Annotated in this window: 27 protein-coding genes and 2 tRNA genes; 11 read left to right on the top strand and 18 right to left on the bottom strand. The window is 62.5% G+C overall.

Features of this window, described 5'->3' with window-relative positions:
• Positions 1–10: 10 nt before the first annotated feature.
• From AC4K8G_RS09265 to AC4K8G_RS09245, 5 genes are all read right to left on the bottom strand, one after another.
• Entirely contained in the window at positions 11–1,963 is a 1,953-nt protein-coding gene (locus AC4K8G_RS09265; RefSeq protein ID WP_491733860.1) for a glycoside hydrolase family 3 protein, read from the bottom strand.
• Positions 1,964–1,973: 10 nt separating this feature from the next.
• Positions 1,974–4,853, bottom strand: coding sequence for a TonB-dependent receptor (locus tag AC4K8G_RS09260; protein ID WP_491733859.1), 2,880 nt, complete (start codon positions 4,851–4,853; stop codon positions 1,974–1,976).
• A gap of 104 nt (positions 4,854–4,957) precedes the next feature.
• Positions 4,958–5,995 (bottom strand): LacI family DNA-binding transcriptional regulator, encoded by a 1,038-nt coding sequence (locus tag AC4K8G_RS09255; protein WP_491733858.1) that lies wholly within the window; start codon positions 5,993–5,995, stop codon positions 4,958–4,960.
• Positions 5,996–6,032: 37 nt separating this feature from the next.
• Positions 6,033–6,125 (bottom strand) — tRNA-Ser (locus AC4K8G_RS09250).
• A 47-nt stretch (positions 6,126–6,172) separates the two neighbouring features.
• The gene (locus tag AC4K8G_RS09245; RefSeq protein WP_491733857.1) at positions 6,173–7,063 is read right to left on the bottom strand and encodes an aldose 1-epimerase; all 891 of its coding nucleotides are present in this window, start codon (positions 7,061–7,063) and stop codon (positions 6,173–6,175) included.
• Positions 7,064–7,191: 128 nt separating this feature from the next.
• Between AC4K8G_RS09245 and AC4K8G_RS09240 the strand changes: the two genes are divergently transcribed.
• The 3 genes from AC4K8G_RS09240 (at position 7,192) to AC4K8G_RS09230 (ending at position 9,827) form a co-directional block, all read left to right on the top strand.
• Entirely contained in the window at positions 7,192–7,515 is a 324-nt protein-coding gene (locus AC4K8G_RS09240; RefSeq protein ID WP_491733856.1) for a hypothetical protein, read from the top strand.
• 75 nt (positions 7,516–7,590) lie between these two features.
• Positions 7,591–8,097 carry a peptide-methionine (R)-S-oxide reductase MsrB gene (gene msrB / locus AC4K8G_RS09235; RefSeq protein ID WP_491733855.1) on the top strand — a complete coding sequence of 169 codons (507 nt, stop codon included), beginning with the start codon at positions 7,591–7,593 and terminating at the stop codon, positions 8,095–8,097.
• The gene (locus tag AC4K8G_RS09230; protein WP_491733854.1) at positions 8,097–9,827 is read left to right on the top strand and encodes a cytochrome c biogenesis protein DipZ; all 1,731 of its coding nucleotides are present in this window, start codon (positions 8,097–8,099) and stop codon (positions 9,825–9,827) included. The genes msrB and AC4K8G_RS09230 overlap by 1 nt, the downstream gene beginning before the upstream one ends.
• A gap of 170 nt (positions 9,828–9,997) precedes the next feature.
• Here the strand turns inward: AC4K8G_RS09230 and AC4K8G_RS09225 are convergent, their stop codons facing one another.
• Complete coding sequence (locus AC4K8G_RS09225) at positions 9,998–10,678, bottom strand: hypothetical protein (protein ID WP_491733853.1); 681 nt, start codon at positions 10,676–10,678, stop codon at positions 9,998–10,000.
• Positions 10,679–11,587: 909 nt separating this feature from the next.
• Positions 11,588–11,764: a hypothetical protein gene (locus AC4K8G_RS09220; protein ID WP_491733852.1), complete on the bottom strand. Its 177-nt coding sequence runs from the start codon at positions 11,762–11,764 to the stop codon at positions 11,588–11,590.
• A gap of 306 nt (positions 11,765–12,070) precedes the next feature.
• Here AC4K8G_RS09220 and AC4K8G_RS09215 point away from each other — a divergent pair, with 306 nt between their 5' ends.
• From AC4K8G_RS09215 to AC4K8G_RS09205, 3 genes are all read left to right on the top strand, one after another.
• Positions 12,071–12,460, top strand: a complete 390-nt coding sequence (locus tag AC4K8G_RS09215; protein ID WP_491733851.1) for a response regulator — start codon at positions 12,071–12,073, stop codon at positions 12,458–12,460.
• 183 nt (positions 12,461–12,643) lie between these two features.
• Positions 12,644–13,666, top strand: a complete 1,023-nt coding sequence (locus AC4K8G_RS09210) for a sensor histidine kinase (RefSeq protein WP_491733850.1) — start codon at positions 12,644–12,646, stop codon at positions 13,664–13,666.
• A 247-nt stretch (positions 13,667–13,913) separates the two neighbouring features.
• The gene (locus AC4K8G_RS09205; protein WP_491733849.1) at positions 13,914–14,096 is read left to right on the top strand and encodes a hypothetical protein; all 183 of its coding nucleotides are present in this window, start codon (positions 13,914–13,916) and stop codon (positions 14,094–14,096) included.
• A 758-nt stretch (positions 14,097–14,854) separates the two neighbouring features.
• Here AC4K8G_RS09205 and AC4K8G_RS09200 read toward each other — a convergent pair.
• Positions 14,855–15,448, bottom strand: a complete 594-nt coding sequence (locus AC4K8G_RS09200; RefSeq protein ID WP_491733848.1) for a tyrosine-type recombinase/integrase — start codon at positions 15,446–15,448, stop codon at positions 14,855–14,857.
• Between the two features lie 1,179 nt (positions 15,449–16,627).
• Between AC4K8G_RS09200 and AC4K8G_RS09195 the strand changes: the two genes are divergently transcribed.
• A complete protein-coding gene (locus AC4K8G_RS09195) occupies positions 16,628–17,077 on the top strand; it encodes an acyl carrier protein (RefSeq protein ID WP_491733847.1) in 450 nt (149 codons plus the stop codon).
• Between the two features lie 48 nt (positions 17,078–17,125).
• On the top strand, positions 17,126–17,374 hold the full coding sequence (locus tag AC4K8G_RS09190) for a hypothetical protein (protein WP_491733846.1): 249 nt from the start codon (positions 17,126–17,128) through the stop codon (positions 17,372–17,374).
• Between the two features lie 466 nt (positions 17,375–17,840).
• Here AC4K8G_RS09190 and AC4K8G_RS09185 read toward each other — a convergent pair whose 3' ends face one another.
• The 6 genes from AC4K8G_RS09185 to AC4K8G_RS09160 form a co-directional block, all read right to left on the bottom strand.
• Positions 17,841–18,518 (bottom strand): rolling circle replication-associated protein, encoded by a 678-nt coding sequence (locus AC4K8G_RS09185; protein ID WP_491734445.1) that lies wholly within the window; start codon positions 18,516–18,518, stop codon positions 17,841–17,843.
• 298 nt (positions 18,519–18,816) lie between these two features.
• Positions 18,817–19,068 carry a hypothetical protein gene (locus tag AC4K8G_RS09180; protein WP_491733845.1) on the bottom strand — a complete coding sequence of 84 codons (252 nt, stop codon included), beginning with the start codon at positions 19,066–19,068 and terminating at the stop codon, positions 18,817–18,819.
• Positions 19,065–19,457: a hypothetical protein gene (locus AC4K8G_RS09175; RefSeq protein ID WP_491733844.1), complete on the bottom strand. Its 393-nt coding sequence runs from the start codon at positions 19,455–19,457 to the stop codon at positions 19,065–19,067. The genes AC4K8G_RS09180 and AC4K8G_RS09175 overlap by 4 nt, the downstream gene beginning before the upstream one ends.
• Positions 19,458–19,643 carry a helix-turn-helix domain-containing protein gene (locus tag AC4K8G_RS09170; protein ID WP_491733843.1) on the bottom strand — a complete coding sequence of 62 codons (186 nt, stop codon included), beginning with the start codon at positions 19,641–19,643 and terminating at the stop codon, positions 19,458–19,460.
• Positions 19,644–19,838: 195 nt separating this feature from the next.
• Positions 19,839–21,011: a tyrosine-type recombinase/integrase gene (locus AC4K8G_RS09165; RefSeq protein WP_491733842.1), complete on the bottom strand. Its 1,173-nt coding sequence runs from the start codon at positions 21,009–21,011 to the stop codon at positions 19,839–19,841.
• 140 nt (positions 21,012–21,151) lie between these two features.
• Positions 21,152–21,242 (bottom strand) — tRNA-Ser (locus tag AC4K8G_RS09160).
• A gap of 88 nt (positions 21,243–21,330) precedes the next feature.
• Between AC4K8G_RS09160 and AC4K8G_RS09155 the strand changes: the two genes are divergently transcribed.
• Genes AC4K8G_RS09155 through AC4K8G_RS09145 form a run of 3 tightly spaced genes read left to right on the top strand, consistent with a single transcriptional unit; the run spans position 21,331 to position 22,894 of the window.
• A complete protein-coding gene (locus AC4K8G_RS09155; protein ID WP_491734444.1) occupies positions 21,331–21,729 on the top strand; it encodes a metallopeptidase family protein in 399 nt (132 codons plus the stop codon).
• Positions 21,726–22,280, top strand: a complete 555-nt coding sequence (gene ccmA / locus AC4K8G_RS09150) for a heme ABC exporter ATP-binding protein CcmA (protein ID WP_491733841.1) — start codon at positions 21,726–21,728, stop codon at positions 22,278–22,280. The genes AC4K8G_RS09155 and ccmA overlap by 4 nt, the downstream gene beginning before the upstream one ends.
• Positions 22,277–22,894 (top strand): heme exporter protein CcmB, encoded by a 618-nt coding sequence (locus tag AC4K8G_RS09145; protein WP_491733840.1) that lies wholly within the window; start codon positions 22,277–22,279, stop codon positions 22,892–22,894. The genes ccmA and AC4K8G_RS09145 overlap by 4 nt, the downstream gene beginning before the upstream one ends.
• Here the strand turns inward: AC4K8G_RS09145 and AC4K8G_RS09140 are convergent.
• From AC4K8G_RS09140 to AC4K8G_RS09125, 4 genes are read right to left on the bottom strand one after another with little or no spacing between them, the layout of a single operon-like run.
• Positions 22,884–23,747, bottom strand: coding sequence for a class I SAM-dependent methyltransferase (locus tag AC4K8G_RS09140; RefSeq protein ID WP_491733839.1), 864 nt, complete (start codon positions 23,745–23,747; stop codon positions 22,884–22,886). The two genes, AC4K8G_RS09145 and AC4K8G_RS09140, sit on opposite strands and share 11 nt — an antisense overlap.
• The gene (locus AC4K8G_RS09135; protein ID WP_491733838.1) at positions 23,744–24,970 is read right to left on the bottom strand and encodes a M16 family metallopeptidase; all 1,227 of its coding nucleotides are present in this window, start codon (positions 24,968–24,970) and stop codon (positions 23,744–23,746) included. The genes AC4K8G_RS09140 and AC4K8G_RS09135 overlap by 4 nt, the downstream gene beginning before the upstream one ends.
• A complete protein-coding gene (locus AC4K8G_RS09130; protein WP_491733837.1) occupies positions 24,967–25,566 on the bottom strand; it encodes an SURF1 family protein in 600 nt (199 codons plus the stop codon). The genes AC4K8G_RS09135 and AC4K8G_RS09130 overlap by 4 nt, the downstream gene beginning before the upstream one ends.
• A complete protein-coding gene (locus AC4K8G_RS09125; protein ID WP_491733836.1) occupies positions 25,563–25,919 on the bottom strand; it encodes a DUF983 domain-containing protein in 357 nt (118 codons plus the stop codon). The genes AC4K8G_RS09130 and AC4K8G_RS09125 overlap by 4 nt, the downstream gene beginning before the upstream one ends.
• Positions 25,920–25,925 lie beyond the last annotated feature (6 nt).

Raw genomic sequence — 25,925 nt, 5'->3', positions numbered from 1 at the left:
AACGGCCGGATTAACGGCTTTCGGCGGGGCAAGCCACGGTTGGCGCGGATTCAGGCAGTGGGCCCACGCGCAAGGGCTTCGACAAGGACATCCCATAGCCGCGGCGGAACTGATATCCGCCTTGCTGCGGCAGGCAGTCGCCAGCTGGCCAGTCGAACGATAAGCGGCCGGTGAAGTCCTGGGCGCCCAGCAACATGTCGGCGATTCCCAGCCCCTCGGTACCCGGCAACCAGGCCACGACAAATGCATCCGAGCGGTTGATCAGGTCGTTGGCTGACACCGGCCTGCCAGAGAAGAGCAGCGTGACGACCGGGACTCCCTTACCGCTCACGCGGCTGAGCGCAGCGAGGTCTTCAGGATACCGACCGGTGTGGCGCAGCGACGCCGGGAACACGACGTCACCCGCGGTTTCCGCGTAAGGCTCCTCGGCCGCGACCATGACCACGCCGCTGTAGCGGCTCATGTCGACGCCAGCGCCGTCGGCGCTGTAATCGACCGCGTCATTGCCAAGCGATTTGCGCAGGGCAGCCAGCACCGTGTCGGCGTTGGGGTAATCGGACGTCTTGGTGTTGTCGCCCTGCCAGGTGAGCGACCACCCACCGGTCTGCATCGGCAGGCTGTCGGCGCCCTTGCCGACGACCAGGATCCGTCCGCGCTTCAGCGGCAGCGCGGCTCCATCGTTTTTCAGGAGGACGAGCGATTTGCGCACCGCCTCGCGTGCAAGGTCGCGAACGGCCGGCGATGACATGACGCCTGCGTCAGGGTGCGGACCAGCAGCAGGCGACGCATCGAACAGACCGCTGCGCAGCTTGACCTTAATGATCCGCGTCGCCGCCTCGTCGAGCCGGCTCATCGGGATTCGTCCGGCCTGAACGTCTTCGATTGTCGCCGCGATGAACTTCTTCCAGTCGTCCGGGACCATGGCGAGATCGATCCCGCCGTTGATTGCCTGCGGGCAATGCCAGTTGGTGCATCCGGGGACCTGGCCGATGCCGTTCCAGTCGCTGACGACGAGTCCGTCGAAGCCCAGGCGGCCACGCAGCACGTCCGTGTTGAGATAGCCGTTCCCGTGCATCTTGCCCCAAGCGCGGCCGGTGGCGGTGTCTGTGAAGCTTGAATAGCTGACCATCACCGTCTGCACGTTGGCGGCAAGCGCGCCGTAATAGCCCGCACCATGGGTCCGGTAGAGATCAGCCTCGCTGGTCCTCGTTTCGCCCTGGTCGACGCCGTGCCAGGTGCCGCCGTCGCCGAGCCAATGCTTGGCGGTGGCCAGGACCGACGTAGGCGAGCCGAGCTGCCCCTGGAGCCCGCTGACCATTGCCTCGCCATAAGCGCGGACTTCGGCCGGATCGGAGCTGTAACTTTCGTAGGTCCGGCCCCAGCGCGGGTTCTGAACCACAGCGAGGGTCGGGGCGAACGCCCAGGTAATACCGGTGGCGCGCACCTGCTCGGCCGTGGCGCGGCCGATCCGCGTCATCAAAGCGGGATCATGCGCAGCACCAAGCCCGATATTATGCGGGAAGAGCGTGGCGCCGTAGACATTGTTATGGCCATGGACGGCGTCCGTGCCCCACAGCACCGGGACCTTGACCGCCATGTCCGTCGACATCGACGCTCGATAATAATTGTCCGACAGCTTCAACCAGTCAGCAACGCTCGCGTGCATGTTCATGCCCGGCCATGCGCCGCCGCCATTGAGGATCGAGCCGAGATAATATTTGCGGACCTCGTCGGGCGTGACCGAGCGAATGTCGGCCTGGGTGATCTGCCCGACCTTTTGCTCAAGCGTCATGCCGGCGACGATGGCGCGCGCCCTGGCGTCGATCGCCGCGTCGGACGCCACGACAGGCGGGACGGCGCGAGGCCATAGCGCCTGAGGAGTCTGGCACGACGCGAGCAGGGTGGCGAGGACGCCAAGGATCACTCGTGGGCGGGCGCCCACGTCCTTAATCAAAGCCAGCATTTGAGCAGTCCTAGAACTTGTAATTCACGCCAAGCAGCCACTGGCTTCCCCATTCCTCGTACACGTTGAGGAACTGGGTACCGTTGACCACCATCGTCGTCCGGTAGGGTGAATTCAGCAGGTTGTTCACCTGGAGGAGGACGCCAAGGTTCTCGAACTTGGTGCCCTTCGGGAAGGTGTACCCGACCTGCGCGTCAAGCTGCTTGTCGGCCAGGATGAAGGGGAAGTCCGGATTGGTGAACAGTCCGACCACTTCGCCCTTGAACTTCGAGCGGTAACGATAGCTCGCACGCGCCTGGAAGCCGTTCTTCTCGTAATAGCCGGTAGCGTTGTAGACCCACTTCGAGAAGCCCGGCAGCTGGTCAAGCTGGGTCGCCGCCTCGGTTTTGAGCTTCGACTTGCTATAGGACACGCTTCCGATCGCGCCGAAGCCATCCAGCCACTTGGCGAAGCTGCCGAAATCGACCGCGCCACTGACTTCAACGCCATACACTTTACCGCCCTGGCCGTTGGCCGGTGCATTGATGGTGCCGATCGGGCTGATGACCACGTTGCTCGGGATGCCTGACGCCGACGGCGGCAGCGGGAAGGCCGAGAAGTCGCCCGGGATGAGCTGGTTATAAATGTAGCTGTCAACGTGCATGTAAAATGCGTTGACGCTGAAATATGTCGCCTTGTCACCATACCATTCGTAGGCGACGTCGAGCTCCTTGGCGCGCCATGGCTTGAGGTTGGGATTGCCGCCGCTGGCCGACCAAGGATGGACGACCTGTCCTGGAGTACATGGCGGAGTGCCGGCGCAGATCGATCCGTTGAAGCCCGGCACCAGGTTGGCGCGCATGTCGTCCATGCGCGGCCGGGCCATGACTTTGGCTGCCGCGAAGCGCAACTTGTTATGCTGATCGAGGTCGTAGGAAAGGTTCAGGCTAGGCAAGAAGTCGGTATATTTCTTGGTGACCGACACGTCGCTGAGCTGAAGCGGGCCGTCCAAGCCATTGATCCGTAGGCCCGACGATTTCTGCTTCTGCTGGACCACCTGGACACCGACGTTGCCGTGGAGGTCGCCGGATTCGATATTGGCCTTCGCCTTGAAGGTAAGGATGTCTTCCTTGATGTCCCACGACTTGTCGTAATGGTCCGAGTTAAGGAGGACCACCTGATCGTAATAGGTGTCCAGCGCGTCGGCGATATCGACCCCAAGAACGTCGCCGAACCCAGCGAATCCGAGCGACGTGGGATCGCCCAGGAATTCGGAGCTGACCAACGTTTGGTCGCGGTTGTTCTTGAGCATCAGGTCGAACTCATCGACCGTCTTGTCTTTGTGGCGGTGGGTGTAGTTCAGGCCCGCCTCGAGGCTGGTAAAGAAGCCGCCAAGCTCTTGCTTGATCGTCCCGTCGGCCGCGGTCACCGTTTCCTTGACGTGCGGCGACTTCGAAAGACCGTCATGGCCCCAGCCGCCCCACGGCGCCCGATCGCCCAGTGAGACATTGTTGGCGTCCGCATAATCGAGCCCGAAGCCCGTGAATTGTGGGAAGTCGTTGCGCGGAATTTCGAAATTATAGCTGTCGAAGGCCGTATGCGACTCCGACGGACCGACGCCGTAACCGCCGTAGGTTTCGATATAGGTTTCGTCACGCTTGTTCGACGAATAGGAGAGGTCGCCGATCAGGTGCGTGCGCTCGAACATCTGCCAGTCTGTGTTCCAGCCGGCAGAGAACAGTTTGTCGGTCCGCCGGTTGTCGTCGTTGCGCAGGATCGGGATGATGTTGTGGGCCGTGCCGCTGACCGCATAATCGTGGCCGTCGATATTTTGAGTTTGCAGATTATCGTAGGTGACACCGTCGACCCACGCGTCGGCGAACCATTGTGCGCCGCGGCTCACTTCGTGCTGCTTGAAGCGTGAGTAATAGAGGTCGACCAGGGAGTGGACGCGGTCGCTCGGCTGCCATTCCACCGTGCCCATCACGCCATCGCGAATCTCGCGCCGGTTCTTGGCGAAGATTTCCGCGCCTGAAAGGATGTACGGCGTGCCGTCGGGCAGCAGGCCGGCGTAATTGTCGTAGAACCAGTTCTGCGTCCGGTTGGTGTGGCTCGGCGCGTCGAGGTGCGCGTAGCCGATTGCCCAGCCAAGCGTGCCGTCTTCGTTCTGATCGATGTAGCTCGCGCTGCCGCGCCAGCCATATTTGGACAGCTCGTGATTGCGCCCGCCGCCCTGGTCGTACTCCCCGCGAAGGTTGAGGGCGATGGCCTGCTTGCCAAAGGAGATCGGACGAACCGTGCGCAGGTCGACCGTGCCCGCAAGGCCCATGCCCGCGATGCTCGCGTCGGGCGATTTGTAGACCACCACCGAGCCCAATAGCTCTGACGGATACTGGTCGAATTCCACGCCGCGGTTGACGCCGGAGCTCGCTTGCTGGCGACCGTTCAAAAGAACCGTCGTGAAGTCGGGCGAAAAACCGCGCACCGAGACGATCTGCGCGCGGCCCGCGACGCGCTGGGCGGCGAGGCCCGGCAGACGGGCAATCGATTCAGCAACGGAGACATCGGGAAGCTTGCCGATGTCCTCAGCGCTGATCGCTTCGACGATACTCTCTTCCTTGCGCTTGATGTTGATCGAGCTGCGAATGCCGCCGCGAATGCCGGTGACGACGATCGCTCCCTGGCCGGTATCGTTGTTCGTTGACGTATCCGGGCCAGGCGCAGTCGAGGGCTGCGGGGCGTTAGGATCGCCCGGTGCGGGAGTCGTGGCGGTGGTTACCGGCGGCGGAAGCTGATTCGGATCCGTCGTCTGCGCCAATGCTTCCGACGGCAGCGCCGCCGCGGCCAGCAAGGACGAGCAGCAACCTCCGGCGAGCAATAACGCACGGCGCGAGCGCAGCGAATGGATCAACGATTCTCTCCCCTGTTCGCCACTTCAGCACCGAGCATTCATGGCCCGCCTCCACACCCTAAATGGAAGCGCTTCCATTTTGGTGCTTCAAAGCCAAGCCTCTGTCAAGCGGCGCGAAACTTATTCGGCCCGGCTGTGGATTCTCGAACAACAAGTTCATGCGCCGCGCATTCGTAATGCGGCGCGGAGTCCATCTCGAACAGCAAGTGCACGGCACGCTCGGCAAGCAACTTGATCGGCTGCCGGACGGTGGTCAGCGGCGGCCACACGACTTCAGACATCGGGGTATCGTCGAAGCCGGTGACTGACATCGCCGATGGAATCTCCAGACCCGCGCGGTGAAGCGCCAGCATTGCGCCGGCCGCCATGTCGTCGTTGGCGCAGGCCAGCGCCGTCACCGACCCCTGCTCGCGAAGGAGGCGTTCCGCTGCCTTGACCCCCGAATGGAAGGTGAAGTCGCCCGTCGCGGTCCATGGTTCGTCGTCGAGCCCAGCCTCACCCAACGCATCGAGAAATCCGTCGTAGCGTAGCCCGGCCGACTGGTGATCGGGCGGGCCTTTGACGAAGCCGAGCCGGCGGTGCCCAAGCGAGATCAAATGACGGCCGATGGTTCGCCCAGCGGCCCGGTCATCGATGCCCACGCCCGAGACGATCGAACGGGCATCCTCGCCCGCCGAGATGGCCACGATCCGGACCCCCGCCCGCTGGGCGCAGGCGGCAAGCTCAAGATCGTCCGACATCGGCGGCGAGACCACGATCCCGGCGGGGCGCTCATGCTCGAGGATCGAGGCCAGCAGGCGTGACGGATTTTCGCCGGCCGGGTCGATCGCGCGTGTGACGAGGTCAAATCCAAGCGAGGAGCAGGCGCGCAGCGCGCCGAGCTCGAGCCCGGCATTATAGAAGCTGTTCGGCTCTCGCTCCGGGTTGTGGGCGTGGATCAGCATGATCTGCGTGCCCGACCCACTCGCCAGCGCGCGTGCCTGGCGGTTCACGGAATAGCCCAGAGCCTCGACTGCGCGGCGCACGCGCTCGCGCGTTTCGGGACGGACATTCTGCACGTTGTTGAGCACGCGCGACACGGTGACCCGCGCTACTCCGGCCTCCTTGGCCACGTCGTCGATAGTGAAGCTTCGCCTGTTCACGCGCGTAAGGTGGCGGCGCTTTTCGCGGCAGGCAATGTGGCGGAGACGGAGGGATTCGAACCCTCGGTACGGGAAATCCCCGTACGGCGGTTTAGCAAACCGCTGGTTTCAGCCACTCACCCACGTCTCCGGGAACGGCTCAGGAGCGGGGGGCTATATAAGCCGCTTCCCGCATCTTCAACCTTGGCGCGGAATCACTTCCAGCCGCATGTCGAGCGCCATCTCCTCGCCCGGCTCCAGCACCCGCATCCCCAGTTCCGGCCATTGCCCCTCCGGCGCGTTGAGCGCGGCATTGGCGTGGCTGACCGGCTCGGCGACGAAGATGCCGCCTTCGCTCGGCGAATAGAGCTGGAAGAACCGGGCATCCGGCGAGGATAGCCGCAACGAATAGGGCCATTCGGGATCGCTCAACCGCGCCTCCCCGCCCCAGCCGCCGAAGCCATGATCAAGGCCTTGGCCGCAAACCAGCCGGTCGCTGAGGTCATAGCGGCCGGTCGCCGGTACTTTCTCGACCGGCAAGACATGCTCGTCGATCGTCCACACGTCGGTCACGTCGGTGTCGATCCGGGTCTGGGCGCTGCACGGGAAATAAGGGTGCTGGCCGAGCCCGCACGGCATCGGTTCGTCACTCGTGTTGCGGCATTCGATCCGGATTCGCAGCCCGGTCTCGTCGAGGGTGAAATGCTGCCGCGCCTCATAGGCCCAAGGCCATTCACCGGCCTCGTGCCGAAAGGTCAGGCTCGCCTCACGCTCATCGTCGCGGTCCACGGTCCACGGATTGAGCCAGCCCTGGCCGTGCAGCGGGCTCGGGTCGCCGGCCATGTTCGGCCGCACGCGAACCTCGCGTCCGCCAAAGGCGAAGGAGCCGCCGCGGATGCGGTTGACGTAGGGCACGAGCGGGAAGCTGCACGCGTCGAGCACCTGTTCGAGCGGTCCCGCACATTGGCGCAGGATGGGCCGCGAGGCCCGACCGTCGCTCCACTCGAACGCCGAGATAGCCCCGCCGACCGCAGGGCTCAGCTCCAGCCGCAACTTGCCGGCAGTCAACGAGACGGTTTCCGATGCCATTTCCTGTCCCTCGGATGTCAAAGCGATTCAGTTGAGCGCAATTTCTCTGGGGATAAATTTCACAACCAAGTTGCGCGGAGAATCGCGCCAACGTTATTTCAACGCCCCGGGGACCGGGGAGGGTCAACATGAGTAGACGCGTCAAGGAATTCGTCGACATCGCGGACCATCTGTCCCTCGACGAGCTGATCGAAAAGCTGGCCGAGCTGCGCGACAGCCTGCCTGAGGCGGCCGATGCCGAGCTCAGGCTTCGCGGTGACGAAGTGTTCGGCCACCGAATCACCGTCACTTACTTCCGCGCACAGACCGAGGAAGAGGCAGAGATCGAGAAGCGCTACGCCGAGCAATCGCGCGAGGCGAAGGAGCAGGAGCTGGCGCGGCTCCAGGCCGAGCTGGGCGTCGTCTGCTACGCCGCGCCGGGCAAGCGTGGGAAGCTGCGCATCGTCGCCTGACGAACGTGGGGCGGCTGTAACCGATTAGCGCTGTCCTTCGAACTTGGGGTATCCATCCCCCAAAGGACATTCGTGATGAGCAAGGCTGCTAGCCACCCCTCGCGCCGTGAGCTGCTCGCGCTGCTCGGATGCAGTGCTGTCGCGGCAATCGCATTCGGAGGCACCGACGCCTCCGCTTCGGGCCAATTCCGGGTGAGCAAATCGCCGGCCGACTGGCGGCGCCAGCTCGGCCCGCAGCGTTTCCACATCCTGCGCGAGGCCGGCACCGAATATGCCTATTCGAGCCCGCTCAATTCCGAGCATCGCGCCGGCGTCTTCGCCTGCGCGGGCTGCGCGCAAAAGCTGTTCAGCTCCACGACCAAGTTCGACAGCCACACCGGCTGGCCGAGCTTCTACCGGCCGCTGCCCGGAGCAGTGGTGACCAAGGCCGACCGCAGCCTGTTCACGGAGCGGACCGAGGTGTTGTGCAGCCGCTGCGGCGGGCATCTCGGCCATGTCTTCGACGACGGGCCCAAGCCGACCGGCCTTCGCTATTGCATGAACGGCCTGGCGATGACCTTCGCGCCCGGGCGGACCGCCTGATGCTGATCATCCTGCTCGCCTATCTCGGCGGCATCCTCACCATCTTGAGCCCGTGCATCCTGCCGGTGCTGCCGTTCGTGTTCGCGCGGGCGGACCGCAGCTTCGCGCGAAGCACCCTGCCCTTGCTCGCCGGCATGGCCGCGACGTTCGCGATCGTCGCGACGCTCGCGGCAGTTGGCGGCGGCTGGGCGATCCGCGCCAATGCGATCGGGCGTTGGGCCGCGCTCATCCTGCTCGCCTTGTTCGGGATCGCGCTCGTCTTCCCGAGTATCTCAGACCGCATGACGCGGCCCCTGGTCGCGCTCGGCTCGCGACTAACCGAACGCCAGCCCGGCGAGAAGGAAAGCGTGTGGTCGTCCGCCGTTCTCGGCGTCGCCACCGGGCTGTTGTGGGCGCCCTGCGCCGGCCCGATCCTCGGGATCATCTTCACCGCTGCTGCGATCCAGGGCGCGAGCGCCGGCACGACCTTCCTGCTGCTCGCTTACGCGCTCGGCGCGGCGACTTCGCTCGCCCTCGCGTTGCTGGTCGGCGGCAAGGTCTTCGCGCGGATGAAAAAGTCGATGGGCGCGAGCGAGCGCATTCGCCAGGCCCTCGGCGTACTCGTCCTGATTGGCGTCGGCGCGATCGCATTCGGTGTGGACACGCGCTTTCTGTCCAAGCTGTCGAGCGCGCAAACATCGAGCCTTGAATCCGGGCTGGCCCGCAAGCTCGGCGTCAGCAACGCGATGGATCAGACCAGCGCCCGCACGGGCAAGATGGGCGAACTCATCCTGCCGGTCGAAGGGACGCTGCCGTCGCTCGACGGGCTCGGCCCTTGGTTCAACTCGCCCCCGCTCACGACCGAGCAATTGAAGGGCAAGGTCGTGATCATCGACTTCTGGACCTACAGCTGCATCAACTGCCTGCGCTCCCTGCCCTATGTGAAGGCGTGGGCCGAAAAGTATCGCAAAGACGGGCTGGTCGTGATCGGCGTCCACGCGCCGGAATTCGCGTTCGAGCGCGAGCCCGCCAACGTCGCCAAGGCGATCAAGGATCTCGGTGTCACCTATCCGGTCGCCCTCGATAATCGCTATGTCCTGTGGAACGCGCTCAAGAACAATTACTGGCCGGCGCACTACTTCGTCGATGCCCAGGGACGCATCCGCTACCACCATTTCGGCGAGGGCGAATATGCGATGTCGGAGCGGGTGATCCGGCAACTGCTGGCCGAAGCCGGTCACGCGCCTGCCGGGAGCATGAGCAATGTCGAGGCCAGCGGCGCGCAGGCCGCCGCCGCGCGCGGCGAAATCCAGTCACCAGAGACCTATATCGGCTACGGCCGCGCGGATCGCTTCCTGTCGCCGGGCGGGCAAGTGCGCGACAGCATCAAGACCTATGCAGGCGCGCCGCTCAAGCTCAACGAGTGGACGCTCGAGGGCCGCTGGCAGGTTGCGCGGCAAAGCGCGCTCTCACTCGCGCCGAATACGAAGATCAGCTTCCGCTTCCACGCCCGCGACCTGCACCTCGTGCTAGGGTCCGGGCTCAACAGGCCGGTGCGTTACCGCGTGACAATCGACGGCAAGGCGCCGGGCGCCAACGCCGGCGTCGACACCAAGGCCGATGGAAGCGGTGTCGTGACCGAGCAACGGCTCTACCAACTGGTGCGGCAGGCGGGCCCGATCCAGGACCGCACCTTTACGATCGAGTTCCTCGATCCTGGCGTGGAGGCGTTTTCGTTCACCTTCGGGTGATGGCGGAGCGGGAGTCCGCCTGCTGTGCGGCATGATATACTTGATTTAATTCATATTTTTCGGATTAACTTACAGGCGTCCCCACACCCATCCCCACAATGCGAGCTTGCGTGCGCGAATTTACGGGTTGCTCGTAACGGCAGCTTTCGACCCAAAGCAGACACGAGGTCCTATTTGGTAGATGGCTCCCAGTCGGCCCGTTTCGGCAAATCATCGCCAGGAGCGAACTGTCGCATATAGTCCCAAAGCAGCCCCGCGACCCGATCGTAGTGATCGCCGTTTCCAATGCCAGACGTGACCCGTCGCCCACGCACTCTTTCGAATGCGGTGGGAGTGCCATCAAGCATCGTTCCCGGATCGCCCGAGTACCCAGCGGTCAGCTTATCCAGCTTCGTCACCAATGAGCGATATGCTGATGCAGGAATGTGAAACTGGCGCTCACCCAATGGAGCGTAATCGTTCTGCCAGTCAAAGCGCCTCAAAACGCCTTCCGCCTCCGCCGCATTGGGTTTGGGCATGAAGATGGCGACGGCGAAATGCGATCGATTGAATGACGGCATCACAGCAAATCGCACGCCGTCACCATTAAGAGCGTCCGATGAAGGGAGTTGTCTCAAGAGGTAGACGGCGCTTGTCTGGACAATGTCGCCAGCCTGGAGCGACCGCTCCTGCGTTCGGCTATACTCCATCCTGCCCGCGCGAAATTGCCGTGTCTGCAGCCAACTGGCTGTGAGCGCGTACCCGATCAAAAGGAGCTCGGCGGCAACTAGCGCAGTTGTGAAGTAACCGACCCTGTGCAGCCACAGCTGCCACTTTCGCCGCCTCTCAGACTTTTCCCCGACGCTGGCCATGCCTTCAGCCTATAGTTGCAAATGGCAGCTTTCCACCCATTGTAGACGTTCGCGACAGGTCTAAGATGGCAGCATGGTTGGTAAGTTGCTGCCCCACGAATACGAGATGGTCTACAAGAGGCATGACCGCCTCTCATCCAACGAACTTCGTCAAAAACTTGCCGAGAAAACGCTCAGCAATCCGAGCGTTGCACGGCAAGTACTTAGAGACAGAGGCGAACACGCAGAATAGGTCCGTTCTTCAGGCCAATCTTGAGCGACTGTCCGCTTTCCACCGAAACTTGTCGTGACCGAGTTCGACCCAAAGCTGCCATTAGCGGTCACGTCGGAGGCCTGAACGGCTAACCAGAGAGTTTGATAGGTGGGCTCCGATGCCTCATAGGCTTGAGAGTGCGTGAGCTAAGCTTTGTCATTGCCATTATTGCGGGGCTAGTTCTGATGGTCGCCGTCGGTGCCTGGCTTCGAATTGCGCGGAGACCAAAAAACGATCTGGTGGAGAACGAGGGCGGCAAGCCTGTAAGTCAACGAGCTACGTGGGCCTCGAGGCTTATTGTCCTTGCATTAGGCCTCAGCGGCTTGGCGGCAGCCATCGCGGTGATCGCGTGGTTCATGACTTAGGTGGGCCAGGAGCCCCAAACTTGCCGTCCAGGTTCGACCCATTGCAGACATCACCACCGAGCGCAGAATGCCCTTTAGGAACTGGGCTGCCCTCGAGTGAATTATCGGCGGATGGATAAGGCCTCTGTAATCGCGAACATGCGCGCCCGCGTCGCTCAGTGCAGACGGCTCGCACAATATATCAATGATCCCAGAACAACCGAGGCCTTGCTTAAAATGGCCCAGGAGGGTGAGGCCGATATTCAGCGGCTAGAGGCCGATACAGCTAAGCCTGAAGGAGCTTAAGGGATCCTATCGCACCACGCTCAGGCTCGCGGGCGGGTGCGCTTCCTCAAGCTGGACTAGGCCTTCGTAAAGCGAGGCAAGTTTCGTGTGGATTTCGGCTGCGTGAGGGTTGGTTGCAGCGTTCGCTAACCGACGCTCGATCTTCGCGCGATTGCGGTAATATTCTCGTTCGTTTGGTGACATGAAAACTCTCCTGCGCAGCGGGGAGCTCTCATTTGTCTCTCGTGCACCGACTCGCTGTAGTTCTCGTCGGCGATGAGCTTTGTTACGCTTCCGAAGGCCTAATTGATAGTTTGCCAGCCGACACTGCAGGCGGACGGCGATTGGAACAGATGTCGCCGCGCCTGCTAAAGGCCCCTGTGGACGAACCCATGGCGGACGGTAATGACTTTTTGTCGCGAAGCCGACGTTCCGCTGGAGTATTCACTCGGGGACTGCTAGTCCTTTGTTCCGCGCGACGATGCCGCTGCGGCTACCTGAAATTGGCAAATGCCAGAACCCACCATTTTGCTCGTCGAAGACGAGCCGCTTGTAATGTTGCTCGCTCAAGACGCTTTGGAGGCGGGCGGCTTCGTTGTCCTGCTTGCACAACAAAGCTCGGAGGCACTTAAGATACTAGAAAGCCGCGGCGCCGATCTGGCCGGCCTAGTCACAGACATTCGTCTGCCGGGGGAGAAAGGTGGTTGGGACATCGCTAGGCGTGCGCGCGAGCTGAGAGCCGACTTGCCAATTGTCTATATGACGGGCGACAGCGCCGCCGATTGGCCGGCTCAAGGGGTGCCGAATAGTGTCATCGTTCAGAAACCCTTCGCTGGCGCACAGCTACTCACCGCAATCTCAGCTCTAATAACCGAGGCCGACACTAAAAGTGCGCACTAGCCGCACCTTCTCCGCGAACGCAGCCCGCACGTAAGGGCGAATTGATGCAAGATTCCTGGGAAAGAAGCGTATGGTGGCCTCTCCGCGTTTTTGACTTGGTCGTTTTTGACTAGTCCGATGCTCGGCGTTTCTGCCGAGCAACTCGCAGTCCCGCGACGATCCCGGTCTCCGAAGGCCTTGGCCATGGAACTTATTACGCCCCTACTCCCCGAATCCGCCGCGAACCTCGCGCTGGCGTTGATAGCCTCATCCCAAACACCGCTGCTCGTGCTTGACGACAAGTTCGTGGTCATCAGTGCCAGCGCGTCATTCTGCAGCGTGTTCGCGATTGATGCGGATTCTATTGAGGGCGTTGCGCTCGCCAACATCGGAAATGGTGAGTGGGATGTTCCCCAGCTCCATTCGCTCCTGCGGGCCACGCTTGCCAGCAAAGCCGCAGTCGACGCCTATGAAATGAACCTCGTCCGTGACGGGCACGAAACAGCCTGCGTATCGATAAATGCGCAACGCTTGGACATCGGCGGCGAGCAACACCCTCTGCTTGCCATGAGTGTTACAGATATCACGTCGGCTCGCCTAGCGGCGAAGTTGAAGGATGAGCTAGTTCAGGAGAAGCAGGTGCTGCTTCAGGAACTGCAGCATCGCGTTGCCAACAGCCTTCAGATCATCGCCAGCGTGCTCATGCAGAGCGCCCGCCGAGTTCAGTCCGAAGAAACCCGCACTCACCTTTACAGCGCCCACAATCGGGTCATGTCGATTGCTACGCTGCAAAAGCAGCTTGCCGTTACCTCGGAAAACGAGGTTGAGCTTCGACCGTACCTCAAAGATTTGTGCGCCAGCATCGGCGCTTCGATGATCGAGGATGCTGAGCGAATTACCCTCTCGTCGGTGGCCGACGATAGTAAGGCGACCGCCAACGTATCAGTCAGCCTCGGACTGATTGTCACGGAGTTGGTCATCAACGCGCTTAAGCACGCCTTCCCGAACCCCGACCAGTCCGGCTCGGTCACGGTAGACTATGCCGCGGTTGGCGAAGGATGGACCCTCAACGTTGAGGACGACGGCGTTGGCATCGCGGCAGGCGAAGGCCAGGGGACGCCGGGCCTCGGAACGGGCATCGTGGATGCTCTTGCCAAACAACTCGGCGCAACCGTCACGACGAGCAACAGCCAACCGGGCACGAAAGTCTCGGTCGTGCATCCTTAGTGGGTTCGCTGCGAGGTGCCCTGTGAGCGATCATCACGAACCTGAGCAAGAGGCGCTCTTCTACATCGAAGGTCCTGACGAGCGCGGCTGTGTTTGGATGCATGGTGCCAGTTCCAACGACCCATGGGCCCGGAACCTAGGTCCGGCTGGAAAGGTCGCTGAGCTCCTGTCGCAGTGGATTTCCTCCACTATTGGTGCGGAAACGCGTAAGATCGACGCCGAGGAAGCGAGGGAGCTAGACGCTTAGATGACCGTCGGTACAGTCGAGCGCGCTTTCCAGCTCGCGCCACAGTGCAAGACCCTAGAGGAGCTCCGCTCCAAGCTTGCGAAGGAAGGTCACACCAGCGTCGACGCCCACTTGAAAGATTCGCTTCGCCGAGAGTTGAAGAAGCTTCTTGGAACAGGATCGAGGAAGGTTAGCAGCCTCTAAACAACCGCAAGGGCTAATGGCAGTTTTCCACCCATTGCGGACGCGCCCTCAGCTGCACCTGTAAGCTAGCTTGGGTCCGGTGATTGTGATTGCTCCTCGGGAGGGGCTCATCCCCGTGTAATAGCAACCCACGCCCGCGAACTTCCGCGACTTCCACTCCCAACCGATGGTTGCGCCGCCTTCCCCTTGGAGATGACCACGAAAACTCACGTGGTCCCCCGGTTCTAAATCGCCCAAGCTCCATGTGTGCTGCTGATCTGAAACAGTTAGCGCGTAAATGGGGGTATCGGTGCCGTTCACGAACGTAAGAGCGCTAAAGTATAGCAAGTGGAACAGCGTCGCTGCGATGAGCGCCATCACGCCGATGATTAGCAGACAGCCCCGCATTCGGCCGATTTAGCATTCCGCAACGTCTGCTTTCCACCCATTCTTGCCATCAGGAATTGTCGTTTCGTCCTCCCGCTGAATGCCCCTTGGCAGTTCGAGCTGGCCCGAAGACCGGATATGCTGCCAACCGCTCCGAAACAGCCTCAGCGAGTCTCCTGGCAGCTTCGTCGGCCTTCGCCGCGTTCCGACTAGCCAAGTCAGTTCGGATGCCTTTTCGGATCAGCCTGATGGCTAGATATGCGAGCGCGGCAACCTCTTCAGATTCCAGCCGCCGCCAACCTCGGCCGCCATTGTCGGAAAGATCATCGAGTCGCACCGCACTACTTGGAACAAGTAGGGAACGGCTGGCTAGGGTGTTTGATTGACGAAGCTCAAATTTCGAGCGCCTCTGAGAGCTGAAGAGCATCGTCCAGTTCAACGCCCAGATAACGAACTGTGCTCTCAAGCTTGGTATGGCCGAGCAGCAGTTGGCAGGCTCGCAGATTACCGGTCTTGCGGTAAAGCATCGAGACTTTGGTGCGCCTCAAACTGTGGGTGCCGTAGTCCGCTGGCTCCAGACCGATCCTGGCGATCCATTGCTTCACCAGTCGGATGTATTGGCGAGTTGAGAGATGGGCGCCGGGCACCATACGGCTTGGGAACAGCCATCCCTCGGCCTCGCCTCGTCTTACTTTGAGCCAATCCGCCAGGGAGCGGCGCGCCTGCTCTGTGATCTCGAATTGAACGGGGCGGCCGGTCTTCTGTTGAATCACAATGGCGCGCCGGCGGAAAGACCCGCCAGCGAGAACGTCAGGCAGCCGAAGGGAGACCACGTCACAGCCCCTCAGCTTGCTGTCCAATGCAATATCGAACAGCGCCAGGTCGCGAAGGCGGCGCTCGATCTGGAGCCGTACGCGGATCGCCCAAACGTGCATTGGCCGGAGTGGAAGCTTGGCACCCACTATCACTTGCGAAGGTCGGTACATGGTTCGCTCCTCGTTAGGAGCTGCAATCAACCGCCTAACGTCTGCAATGGGTGGAAAGCTGCCGCTAGGGTCGAACCTCTTGGCCTGCCGCGTAGCGAGGTAAATCTGCCGCTGCTGCTTCAAATGCTTCCCTAATCTCAGTCAAGGAGAAGGAGCGGTCCCATAGCTCGGTCGCAAGCGTATTGATCGCCTGTCCGAGCACTGATTGTTGAGGCCAAGGGTTCGTGTCATTCAGCTCTCGCAGCGCGACACTAAACTGGTGGCTGGCCTCGTAGAGGCGCGTTTGCCACTGATCCCGTGTGGCTTGGTCTGGCTGGTCAGTCATGCACCCGAGGCTATCAGTTGGACGCACGTCTGCAATGGGTGGAAAGCTGTCGTTAGCGTTCACCGGCTCGACATCGGATTTGACCGCTGCGACAATTCCGGAATGATCTGGCTAGCTCTTGCGGCTCAGCTGAGCCTTCCTACTCCCGCGACCGCACACGTTCACGACGTTCGAGAACTTTTCTCGCCTGACGATTTTCCCGACTATCTACTAGCTGGGGGGAGCCTCCGGAGAGTCGTGTATACGAGAACCACCGTACGCCCTGACGGAACCGTTCAGAACTGTAAGGCGGAAGTCAGCAGCGGCGACGCTAAGCTCGACGCCCACACGTGCGCGATCATATTGAAGCGAGCTAAGCTTGCCCCCGCGAGATGGGTCGACGGCACCCCCGTCTTCGGGGTGCTCAGGTTGCCAGTATTTTGGACGATTACGGACTCTATTCCGAGCCCTGAGGACGGATTGAAAGCTTCTGTTCCCGATATTGACGTGGCGGTGAATCGGCTGCCGAAAGGTGCCCGCAAGATAGCCGGTCTCGAACTCCAGGTCGCCGCCGATGAGCGTGGACATCCAGTAAGCTGCGTCGACTACCCACCTCTCGACAAGAGCGCAGCCAAACGTCACTTTTCGGAGTTGCTACCTATCGCCTGTGGGCAGGTGATGGCGAACTTGTCCCTTGCTCCACCGACTGACGCTAGTGGGAAGGCAGTCCGCTCAGTTCAAAGCGTCACCGTCCATTTCACCCTCGACCACTGACAATCGGCCCGACGGGATCTGCCTTGGATCGAAGCCTGAGGGCAAGTTTGGGTGGAAAGCGGACATTGCCAACGGCCGGTTGATTGCGCGAGCATAGGCCCATGACCAGCCACGACCTCCAGAGCCAGGTCATCGACCTCGTAGCGGAGGAACGTGGCCTCGCCCGCGAGAAGGTCCACCTTTCGGACCGGCTCCTCCAAGACCTCGGCATGGATGGCGACGATGCGGTGGATTTCTTCAGCAGTTTGCACGAGCGGTTCGGAACAGACCTAGCGCACCTACACGAACACTGGATCGAATACTTTGGGCCGGAGGGGTTCTCATGCTGGAATGGATTGGTCATCCTTCCGGCCGCGCTCATCGGCGGAACCGTGGCGGGCCTTGCAGGACTATCGACACTCTGGGGAGTTGCCCTGACGGCCGTCCTACCCGTCGCTTGGGTTTGGGCGATGCGGCGATGGGGACCGGCCGACAAGATGGTCCCTGTCACGGTTGGAGATGTGGTGGCGGCTGTCGAGGAGGGCGCTTGGCCTAGGCCACCCGAGGTCTAGCGTCCGCAATGGGTGGAAACCAGACATTCGTCCAGATAGGCAGCAGCGATGACCGGTTCCGAACTGAAAGCGAATTTGCGGGCAATCCTCGCAGCTGAACAGCAGCCGGAAATTGAGTGGGCGACGGTGGAGGAGCTTTGCCTCGCAACCATCGCTCGACTGAACACAGAAGTCGCCCCGGAATTCCCGCACGACGTGGTCTATCATTTCCTAGACGACCCCGATGTTCGGCAGAAAGATCGCGAGTATGCCCGCGTCCAGCGCGAGCGGTTGGCTGCTTGGCTAGCGATCAGCTAACGTCCGCAATGGGTGGAAAGCGGACATTAGCCCGACACGGAGTCTTCCCCCTGACGAACCAAGCGCGCTTGGAGGTTCGCCACATGTTGCATCCGAGACAACCGATGCCTTCGTGCCCGCAAACCACGATAGAAAACTAGGGCCGCAAAAAGCGCGACACCGAACATAAGGCCAATGTTCTCGGTGGTGAGGGGCACGAAGAATGGTGCGACTGGGATCGGCGCAGCCAAGATCGCAGCGCCGATGAATGAAACAGGCTCTGACGTCCGATCAGGAACGAAGAACGGGTCGAACGCCTCGGGCGAGAACGGGTCTGCTTGGGTCATGCGGTGAAGATGCTGGCTACGGCTAATGTCTGCAATGGGTCGAAAGCAGACACTAGGGCCTCGTGCGCCCGCCCGCGCGTAATGGTCGCAAAAAACCCGGTCCTCGGCTGAAAACTGCACCAGCCGATGAATATTTTGGCTTATTTTATTCGACGGCTTCGCGCGCTCCGGCCTATGTTTTCGCTGGTTCCGCTGCGCTTTCCCCAAAGTTCTCCGCCCGGCTCGACCCGGGTGAGTTCAAGAGTTTGAACGGCACGCGGGTCTGCGCCCTTCACGAGATAGCCGATCATCCCATCCAAGGCCTCTGAATACGATTGACCGTATTGGGTCCCAATGATGGCATGTTGGTACGATCGACCGACTGGGGTTGAACGGAATGCGCCCGGGCTGGGTGTAGCGCCGATCCGCTTACGCCAGCCGCGCTCCCGCCGGGCGAACTGCCTGATTAGGTTCGGGGGGACGTGCATGAGAATATGAGCGTGCTCGCCCTTTGCTTCGCCCGACTCCCGAACCCAGACGTACGCAAAGGCAGCGCCTTGAGTTCGTAGCCAGTCTCGGGCCAGTTTCATGTACGACCTCAACGCCCGTACGGGATCGACGATTCCAGCGGCACCGAAGTGGATAGTAGTGTGTCGGTTCAACGGCCGGTGCTCTTGCGCTGTAAAAACAGCGGCAGCGGCGATGTTCCGGACCTCACTCAACCGCAGGCCCGTCGAGCGCCTTCCCTTTCTATTTGGCCCTATTTTAGGCGACGTACTGGGGTCGACCACTGCCGGAAGCGCAGGACTCAGAACCTTCTCTTTAATTGCATGGTCCATGCCAGCACGGGGCGGATGGCTGTTTTGCCTGTTTTCATCACCGCGAAACGTCGGCACCGCCCGCGCACGACCAGTTAGCCAGTTTTTGCCGTTATTAAACGGGCGGTTGATCCCAATTTCCTGACTCGCAGGGGCATTGGGATTCGCAAGTTTTCGATTCGTCACAGATCGCCCGCACTTCGAGCCTTAAAAGGGCGGCCGGACTGCCTGTTTCGTGCCTGTAAAATCAGGCCACGCCGCAGATACGCGTGCGCGGGCGCGTAACTGCCGAGCCAGAGCAATCCGGCCGCCTAATGCTTTAGACCGCTCCGCTCCGCTGGAACTTCAGCTCGGTCGCAATGGCGTTCACAGCTTCGGCCAGCTCGTCCACTCGATCGAGCGGAACGATACAGCCAGGAGCTTCCCGATTGCCGCCGCACGGCTTCCATTCTCCGGTCGCACGCACTTGGTAGTGCGCCCAGATGGCGAGGCGCGACTCCCCTCGAAACGTGGCGACCGACACGCGCCAGAGCTTATCGCGGTAAACGATCTCGAACGCCGGGCCCCTCATGCCGCCCGCCATTCTTCTGAGATGAGGTCGTTAGAGCCAACTTTCTCGGCTGCGAACGCCAAATCCGCCGCCTGCCCTATCGGACTCTCGAACACGCCCCCTCGCATTTCGTTGCCCGAATTTATGGCCTTTACGGGCAGCGGGCGGACGGAATGAAGAGCGCAGTTGCTTGATGAGCAAGCCTGCACCTGGACCCGCCAGCCGCCGTTCCCACTCCCAGCATCGTAGATGCAGCTCTTGCACATCAAATCGACCGCCGCGCGCAATGATGGTCTAGCGCCCGCCGCTGCTTTCCGGTTAAGAGAAGGGGTCAGCTTTCCAGAGGTGACATCATCGGCCTTCGAAGCGGTGGCAGCCGTTTCGGAGGCCATTTTCATATTCGCGTTCATTCAGGCGGCCTCCCCATTCGCGATGGCACGGATGCTCTCCGTGCGGACCAGCCGTCGCCGCCCGATACTCACCGTCAACAAACGGCCCTCGCTAATGAGCTCGTAAGCCTTCGAGCGCGACACGCTCAAAGCAGCTGCGGCCTGCGGGATGCTGCAAAGCAGCGGTTCAACGTTACTAATACCCAATCGCCTTCTCCCGTGATTGTCCGCCCGAGATTGAGCGGAACCAAGAGAGTACGAAGCGGGTCGGCCCGATTAAAGTATTCATTGGGTGTTTATCCCCAGCTAAACGCTTTTTTGGCGGTTTTGCGCCGGTGCAGCGGTTGTGAGTTCCGCCCCTGCACGACGGAGCAGAATCACCAACGTTCTTGTCGAATTTGATCAGGCGGATATGAGTCGGAGGACGTTTGCGCCCGAACCGGCACAATACGCGGCCCAGCCGTCCATCAGGTTACGACGCTTCTCGAGAAAGTCGGTGCGCCGATAAGCCGCCTCAACCTTATTGGAAATGGCATGAGCCAAGGCTGCTTCCGCAACTTCGCTCGGAACCGACGTTTGCTCGGCGCACCAATCTCTGAATGCCGAACGGAACCCGTGCACTGTTGCGCTCACCTGCATGTCGCGAAGCACCTTCAAGAGCGTCATATCGCTGAGCTGCTTCGCCCCCACCGCACCAGGGAACACGAGGTCAGAATCGCCAGTCTTCAACTGCGCGGCGCGGTTCAGCACGTCCATTGCGGCCGCTGAAAGGGGGACGACATGAACCTTGCCCGCCTTCATTCGCTCGGCCGGCACGGTCCATGTCCGATCCTCGAAGTTGATTTCGCTCCATTTCGCGCCACGTACTTCTCCGGAACGAGCCGCAGTCAGTATTAATGCCTCCAAAGCCAGCCGCCCAACGCTGACCCGCTCCTTAAGCTGAGCCAGGAACGCTGGAACGTTTGCATATGGCATTGCGGCGAAGCGGCCGGTTTTGCGCGGCTGTCGTGGCAACGACTTGCTTACTGCGGCCATCACGAAGGGCTCGCGCCAGCCCTTGCCATGCGCGAAGTCGAGTACGGTTCCAATGCGCTGGCGAACCCGGCGCGCCGTTTCCGGCTTCAAGAGCCATATTTCAGCCAACAGGTCCCGCACGTGGCCAGTGGTGACAGATTCGACAGACATCTGTCCGATCGACGGAAACGCATAAGTCTTCAGCGTCGCAAGCCATTGCGCCGCATGCTTGTCGTTACGCCAGCCATGCTTGTGCTCATCGTGCACGGCCTCAGCAGCTTGTTCGAAGGTTGGAATGCCCTTGGCCTTCTGGCGCGCTGCAAGCGGATCGACGCCCTGCCGCAATTGGCGACGATAATCCCGAGCCAAGTCGCGCGCCTCGGATAGGCCAACGTCTTTGAAGGACCCCAAACCGTAGTCCCGCCGCTTTCCTCCTGACTGCAGCCGGACGACCCAACTTTTGGTGCCGCTGGGCTTCACATCCAGCATCAATCCGTCGCCGTCCATGTATCGGCCAGGCGCGTTGAGCATCTTCACTTGAGCTGGATTTAGCTTGCCCATGTTATCACTCCCAACATTTGTCCCCACACTTTTGCGTGGATGTCGGTAGCTGTCAATGGACGACGGTGGAGCGTGGCACCCCCTTCTCTCTGATATTCTTTGATTTAAAATCAAGTGATGGACGTCGATGGAACATAATTTGGCGGAGCGGGAGGGATTCGAACCCTCGATACGGTTTTGCCGTATACTCACTTTCCAGGCGAGCGCCTTCGACCACTCGGCCACCGCTCCGCATCTTCGCTGGAAGGCCGCGCTTTAAGGGTGAGGCGCAAAAGGGGCAACCTTGCCGCGCAAGGCCGCAAACCCCTATGCGGCTGCCATGCGGCAGTTCGACAGCCCACCATCGGCGGAGGAGATCGAGGAGATCGCCCGCGGCGCGCTTGGCGCCCTGCCCGAGCCGTTCGCCGAGAGCCTCGGCGATGTCGTGCTGCTGGTCGAAGACTTCGCCGACGACGAGACCCTCCAGGCGATGGGGATCGAGGATCCGTTCGACCTGTCGGGCATCTATGAAGGCGTGCCCTTGCCCGAGCGCAGCGTCAGCCAGTCGGGCACGCTGCCCGACCGCATCCGCCTCTTCCGCCGCCCGATCCTGGACGAATGGGCGGGCGGCACCGACACGCTCGAACGGCTGGTCGCTCACATCCTGATCCACGAGGTCGGGCACCATTTCGGCTTGAGCGACGAGGACATGCACGCGCTCGAGGACCAGGTCGCTTGAGCCCCTTGCTGCGGTTCGACGACGTCACGCTTCATCGCGGCGGGCGGCTGCTGTTCGAAGGGCTGAGCTTCACCGTTGAGCCTGGCGAGGCGATGCATGTCGTGGGCCCTAACGGGACCGGCAAGTCGAGCTTGCTCCGGCTTGCGGCCACGCTGCTCCGGGCGAGCCGTGGGATCGTCGAGTCCGCGCCCGCAAGCCTTGCCGACGACCATCTCGCGCTCGACCGCGAGCTGCCGCTGAAGCGCGCGCTCGGGTTCTGGGCCGCGCACGACCTCGAGGGTGCGCTCGCCATGGTCGGGCTGGCTCCGCTTGCCGATGTGCCCGTCCGGCTGCTGTCCTCAGGCCAGGCCAAGCGCGCTACGCTTGCTCGGGTTGCAGCGTCGGCGAAGCCGCTGTGGTTGCTCGACGAGCCGCTGAATGCGCTCGACGCGGACGGCGCGGAGCAATTGTCGCGCCTGATCGCCCAGCACCGGGCGACCGGCGGCGCGGTGCTGGTCGCCTCGCACCAGCAATTGCCGGGCGAGTGGCGAATGCTGGAACTTGGCCAATGATCGGCGCGCTCATTGCGCGCGATGTGCGCCGAAGCCTGACCGGCGCAGGGTGGATTCCGCTGGCCTTCTTCCTGCTGGTCGTCGCACTGATGCCGTTCGCGGTCGGGCCGGACGCGCAATTGCTCGCACGCGTCGGGCCTGGCCTGTTGTGGATCGCGACCCTGACCGCCGCTTTGCTTCCAGTGGAGCGGCTCGTGGAGCCTGACCGCGCCGATGGCGTGCTCGACCAGCTCGTGCTTCACGGCCTCGCCGACGAGAGCATCGCCGCGGCCAAGATCCTCGCGCACTGGCTAACCTTCGCGCCTTTGCTGCTGATTGCCGCGATTCCGGGATCGGCGCTGCTGGCGATGGATGGGCGGTCGCTCGCCGCGACCGAGATTGCGCTCGCGGTTGGGACGCCGGGGCTGGCCGCACTGGCGGTGTCGATCGCGGCCGTCACGGCGGGTCTCCCACGGGCGGGGGCGCTCGCCGCATTGCTGTTGCTGCCGCTGGCAGTGCCGCTCCTGATCTTCGGCGCGGCCAATGCACTGCTGCTCGAAGCCGCGGTGTCCTTGCTGCTGACCGCCGGAGCGCCGTTCGTCGCCGGCGCCGCGATCCGGGCGTCTAGGACTTAGCCCAGCGGGCGAAGATCGCGGTTGGCAGGAGAAGGCCGCGCTCTTCCTCGCGCACCGCCATCTCGCCCATTTCTACGCTTCCGCCGAGATCCGCGAAGGTCTGCTTGACCAGCTCCCCGATCGCCAACGCGGACATCCGTACCGCGTACACCGTCAGCACCAGGAAGCGGCTGTCTTCGTCGAGCAGCTTGCGGCAATCGGCCAGCAAAGGCGCGAGATTCTCCTCGAGCCGCCATACCTCGCCCTCCGGCCCGCGGCCGAATTTGGGCGGGTCGAGCAGGATACCGTCGTAGCGCCGCTCGCGCCGGACTTCGCGCGCGGTGAATTTGGAAGCGTCGTCGACGATCCAGCGGATGGGATTGTCTTCCATCTCGGACAGGCGCGCATTCTCCTTTCCCCCATCGACGGATTTCTTCGATGCGTCGACATGGACGAGCCGAGCGCCGGCGTCGCTCAGCAGCAGCGACCCGACGCCGGTGTAACCGAACAGGTTGAGCACGTCGGCATCGGCCGAGCGCTCCCGCATCCAGTCCCATTGCGGCGCCATGTCGGGGAAAAAGCCCAAGTGGCGGAACGGGGTCAGCGAGGCGTGGAAGCGCACGTCGCCGCGCGCAAGGTCCCAGGTCTTCGGGACAGGCCGATGCTGGACCCAGCGTCCGCCACCCTCCTCGTCGGAGCCGGGGACGAATGTCGCATCGGGGTCCCAATCGTCGCTGGCCGGCGCCCACATCGCCTGCGGTTCCGGGCGGACGACTTTATACTTGCCGTAGCGCTCCAGCTTCTGGCCGTTCCCGCAGTCGATCAGGCCCCAGTCGGCCCACGGCTCGGCAATGATCGTCGAAAGATCGCTCATGCCGCGCGGACGGCAGGAACGCCGATCGTCGCGCTCGCCCGCGCGCCGGAGATCATCTTGTCGCCAACAGCGCGCACTTCTTCGAGCGTGACCGCGGCAAGCTGCTCGACCACTTCCGCCGGCTCGACCAGCCGCCCGTAGACCGCGAGTTGGCGCGCGGCATAGCTCGCCTGCCCCCACGGCGTTTCTAGGTGCATCAGCAGGCCGGCGGCAGCACGTCGGCGCACCCGCTCGAGCTCGCGCTCGGTTAAGCTGTCAATGCTGTTGCGGACGATTTCATCGATCAGCTGGGACGCCGCCGCGGCTTCGCGCGGTGAGGTCGCCGCGTGGATGTAGAACAGCCCGGTGTCCGTGAACGGGTGAACGTTGGCGCTGATGCTGTAGGCGAGACCGCGCTCCTCGCGCACTTCATGGAACAGCCGCGACGAAGCGCCCCCGCCGAGGATGTCGGCAAACAGCCGCGCCGCGAAATAATCATCCGCGCGATCGGCGGGCGCTTCGAACCCGAAGGTGATCTGCGCCTGCTCGCTCTTGAGGCGGCCTACACGCACCCCGCCGGTGAAGCGGGCCGCGGGCGCTTTCTCGGATGCACCGTGCGGCAGGTCGCCGAAATGCCGTTCCGCCAGCTCGACCAGTTGGTCGTGCGAAAGCTTGCCGGCAGCGGCAACGATCAGGTCGCTCGCCCGATATTGCCGGTCGCGCCAGTCGTGCAGGTCGGCGGCCGTGACGCGGCGAATGCTGGTTTCATCGCCAAGGATCGAGCGGCCGAGCGGCTGGTCGGCAAAAGACGCAGCCCACAGCTCGTCGAAGATCAGGTCCGAAGGCGTGTCCGTGACCTCGGCCAGCTCCTGCAGCACGACTTCCTTCTCGCGCGCGAGGTCGTTCGCGTCGAAATGCGGGCGGAGGATCAGGTCCGAAATCAGCTCGATCGCGAGCGGAACATGCTCGGCCAACACCGCCGCCGTGTAGGACGTACCGTCGCGCTCGGTGCAGGCGTTTAGCTCCCCGCCGACATCCTCGATCGCTTCGTTGAGCTCGCGCGCCGAACGGCTGCCCGCGCCCTTGAACACCATATGCTCGAAGATGTGCGCGAGACCGTTCAAGTGCGCCGGCTCGTCGCGCGACCCGCAGCCCGCGAACAGCCCTACCGCCGCCGTCTCAACGCCAGGCATCTCGCGGCTGACCACGTGCAGGCCGCTGGCAAGAGTAGTAAGCTTCATCATTTCGCGGGCTTCGCGTCCTTGAGCTTATTGCGCAGCGCGAGCCCATAAATGATGAGCGCGATCGCCGCGAACGCGAACCACTGCAGCGCATAAGAGCGGTGGTTGTTGGGGATGCTCGCGATCGATGGCTCGGCGCTCGGCTCAAGCCCCGCGGGGGCGCTCGCCGCCACCAGCCGCATCCGGTTGCGGCGGTCGGGTGCGATCACCCCGCTGACCGGCCCGCCGGGCCAGTTGAATTTCGCATTGGGGTTTTTCGACCAGCCAAGCTCGACGCTCATCCCCGGCCCTTCAGCGCCGGTCACACAATCGACAATCTGCACATAACCAGGCTCGCCAGCGCGGTTTTCGCCGGCCATCGCGCGCTTCGCCGCAATGCGCAGACAGACGCCTGTCGCATGGCGGAACAGAGGCAGCTGGTCGTCGCGCAGCGGCCCGGTTGGAAAGGCGATCGGCGGCAGCTTCTCGGCCTCGGCATATTGCGTCAGCAGCCCCTCTTTCCACCTGGCGCGCTGCAGCTGCCAGATGCCGAGCCCAATCATGATCGCAACCGCAACGGCCACGATCAGCGTCGGGATCAAGGGCAGTCGACGTATCATTGGGCGATCCGTCCTTCGCGCGCGCGATGCTTATACTCTTGGGCGAGCAGCCAGGCCTTCGCCAGCCTCAGCCCGCCCAAGGTCAGAGCCGCCGCGACCGGAATCCAGATGAGGTGCACCCACCAGGGCGGCTCGGCCGCAGCATCGAGCACCAACGCGCCGACAACCACGATGGCGCCGACGACCAGGATCAGGAAAGCCGCGGGACCGTCGCCGACATTGAAGGTCGAGAAATCGAGCCCGCACGCGCGGCACTTTGGCGCGAACCTGACCCAGCCGACGAAGAGGCCGTGGCCGTCGCAGCGCGGGCAGTTTCCGCGGAGCGCCGACGCGACAGGCGACGGCTCGGTCATTCGGAG

The organism is Sphingomonas sp. SP3 (assembly GCF_058514305.1).
The sequence above is the reverse complement of the archived record's forward strand: the minus strand, read 5'-3'. Positions and strand labels throughout refer to the sequence as shown.

Coding starts and splice junctions, on each gene's coding strand:
- AC4K8G_RS09155 (WP_491734444.1), top strand. CDS start 21,331: ATGCGGCAGTTCGACAGCCCACCATCGGCGGAGGAGATCGAGGAGATC.
- AC4K8G_RS09185 (WP_491734445.1), bottom strand. CDS start 18,518: ATGGACCATGCAATTAAAGAGAAGGTTCTGAGTCCTGCGCTTCCGGCA.
- AC4K8G_RS09165 (WP_491733842.1), bottom strand. CDS start 21,011: ATGGGCAAGCTAAATCCAGCTCAAGTGAAGATGCTCAACGCGCCTGGC.
- AC4K8G_RS09180 (WP_491733845.1), bottom strand. CDS start 19,068: ATGAGGGGCCCGGCGTTCGAGATCGTTTACCGCGATAAGCTCTGGCGC.
- AC4K8G_RS09175 (WP_491733844.1), bottom strand. CDS start 19,457: ATGAACGCGAATATGAAAATGGCCTCCGAAACGGCTGCCACCGCTTCG.
- AC4K8G_RS09220 (WP_491733852.1), bottom strand. CDS start 11,764: ATGTCACCAAACGAACGAGAATATTACCGCAATCGCGCGAAGATCGAG.
- AC4K8G_RS09225 (WP_491733853.1), bottom strand. CDS start 10,678: ATGGCCAGCGTCGGGGAAAAGTCTGAGAGGCGGCGAAAGTGGCAGCTG.
- AC4K8G_RS09145 (WP_491733840.1), top strand. CDS start 22,277: ATGATCGGCGCGCTCATTGCGCGCGATGTGCGCCGAAGCCTGACCGGC.
- AC4K8G_RS09205 (WP_491733849.1), top strand. CDS start 13,914: ATGACCGTCGGTACAGTCGAGCGCGCTTTCCAGCTCGCGCCACAGTGC.
- AC4K8G_RS09195 (WP_491733847.1), top strand. CDS start 16,628: ATGACCAGCCACGACCTCCAGAGCCAGGTCATCGACCTCGTAGCGGAG.
- AC4K8G_RS09265 (WP_491733860.1), bottom strand. CDS start 1,963: ATGCTGGCTTTGATTAAGGACGTGGGCGCCCGCCCACGAGTGATCCTT.
- AC4K8G_RS09245 (WP_491733857.1), bottom strand. CDS start 7,063: ATGGCATCGGAAACCGTCTCGTTGACTGCCGGCAAGTTGCGGCTGGAG.
- AC4K8G_RS09130 (WP_491733837.1), bottom strand. CDS start 25,566: ATGATACGTCGACTGCCCTTGATCCCGACGCTGATCGTGGCCGTTGCG.
- AC4K8G_RS09135 (WP_491733838.1), bottom strand. CDS start 24,970: ATGATGAAGCTTACTACTCTTGCCAGCGGCCTGCACGTGGTCAGCCGC.
- AC4K8G_RS09190 (WP_491733846.1), top strand. CDS start 17,126: ATGACCGGTTCCGAACTGAAAGCGAATTTGCGGGCAATCCTCGCAGCT.
- AC4K8G_RS09240 (WP_491733856.1), top strand. CDS start 7,192: ATGAGTAGACGCGTCAAGGAATTCGTCGACATCGCGGACCATCTGTCC.
- AC4K8G_RS09140 (WP_491733839.1), bottom strand. CDS start 23,747: ATGAGCGATCTTTCGACGATCATTGCCGAGCCGTGGGCCGACTGGGGC.
- AC4K8G_RS09215 (WP_491733851.1), top strand. CDS start 12,071: ATGCCAGAACCCACCATTTTGCTCGTCGAAGACGAGCCGCTTGTAATG.
- AC4K8G_RS09125 (WP_491733836.1), bottom strand. CDS start 25,919: ATGACCGAGCCGTCGCCTGTCGCGTCGGCGCTCCGCGGAAACTGCCCG.
- AC4K8G_RS09200 (WP_491733848.1), bottom strand. CDS start 15,448: ATGTACCGACCTTCGCAAGTGATAGTGGGTGCCAAGCTTCCACTCCGG.
- AC4K8G_RS09230 (WP_491733854.1), top strand. CDS start 8,097: ATGCTGATCATCCTGCTCGCCTATCTCGGCGGCATCCTCACCATCTTG.
- msrB (WP_491733855.1), top strand. CDS start 7,591: ATGAGCAAGGCTGCTAGCCACCCCTCGCGCCGTGAGCTGCTCGCGCTG.
- AC4K8G_RS09210 (WP_491733850.1), top strand. CDS start 12,644: ATGGAACTTATTACGCCCCTACTCCCCGAATCCGCCGCGAACCTCGCG.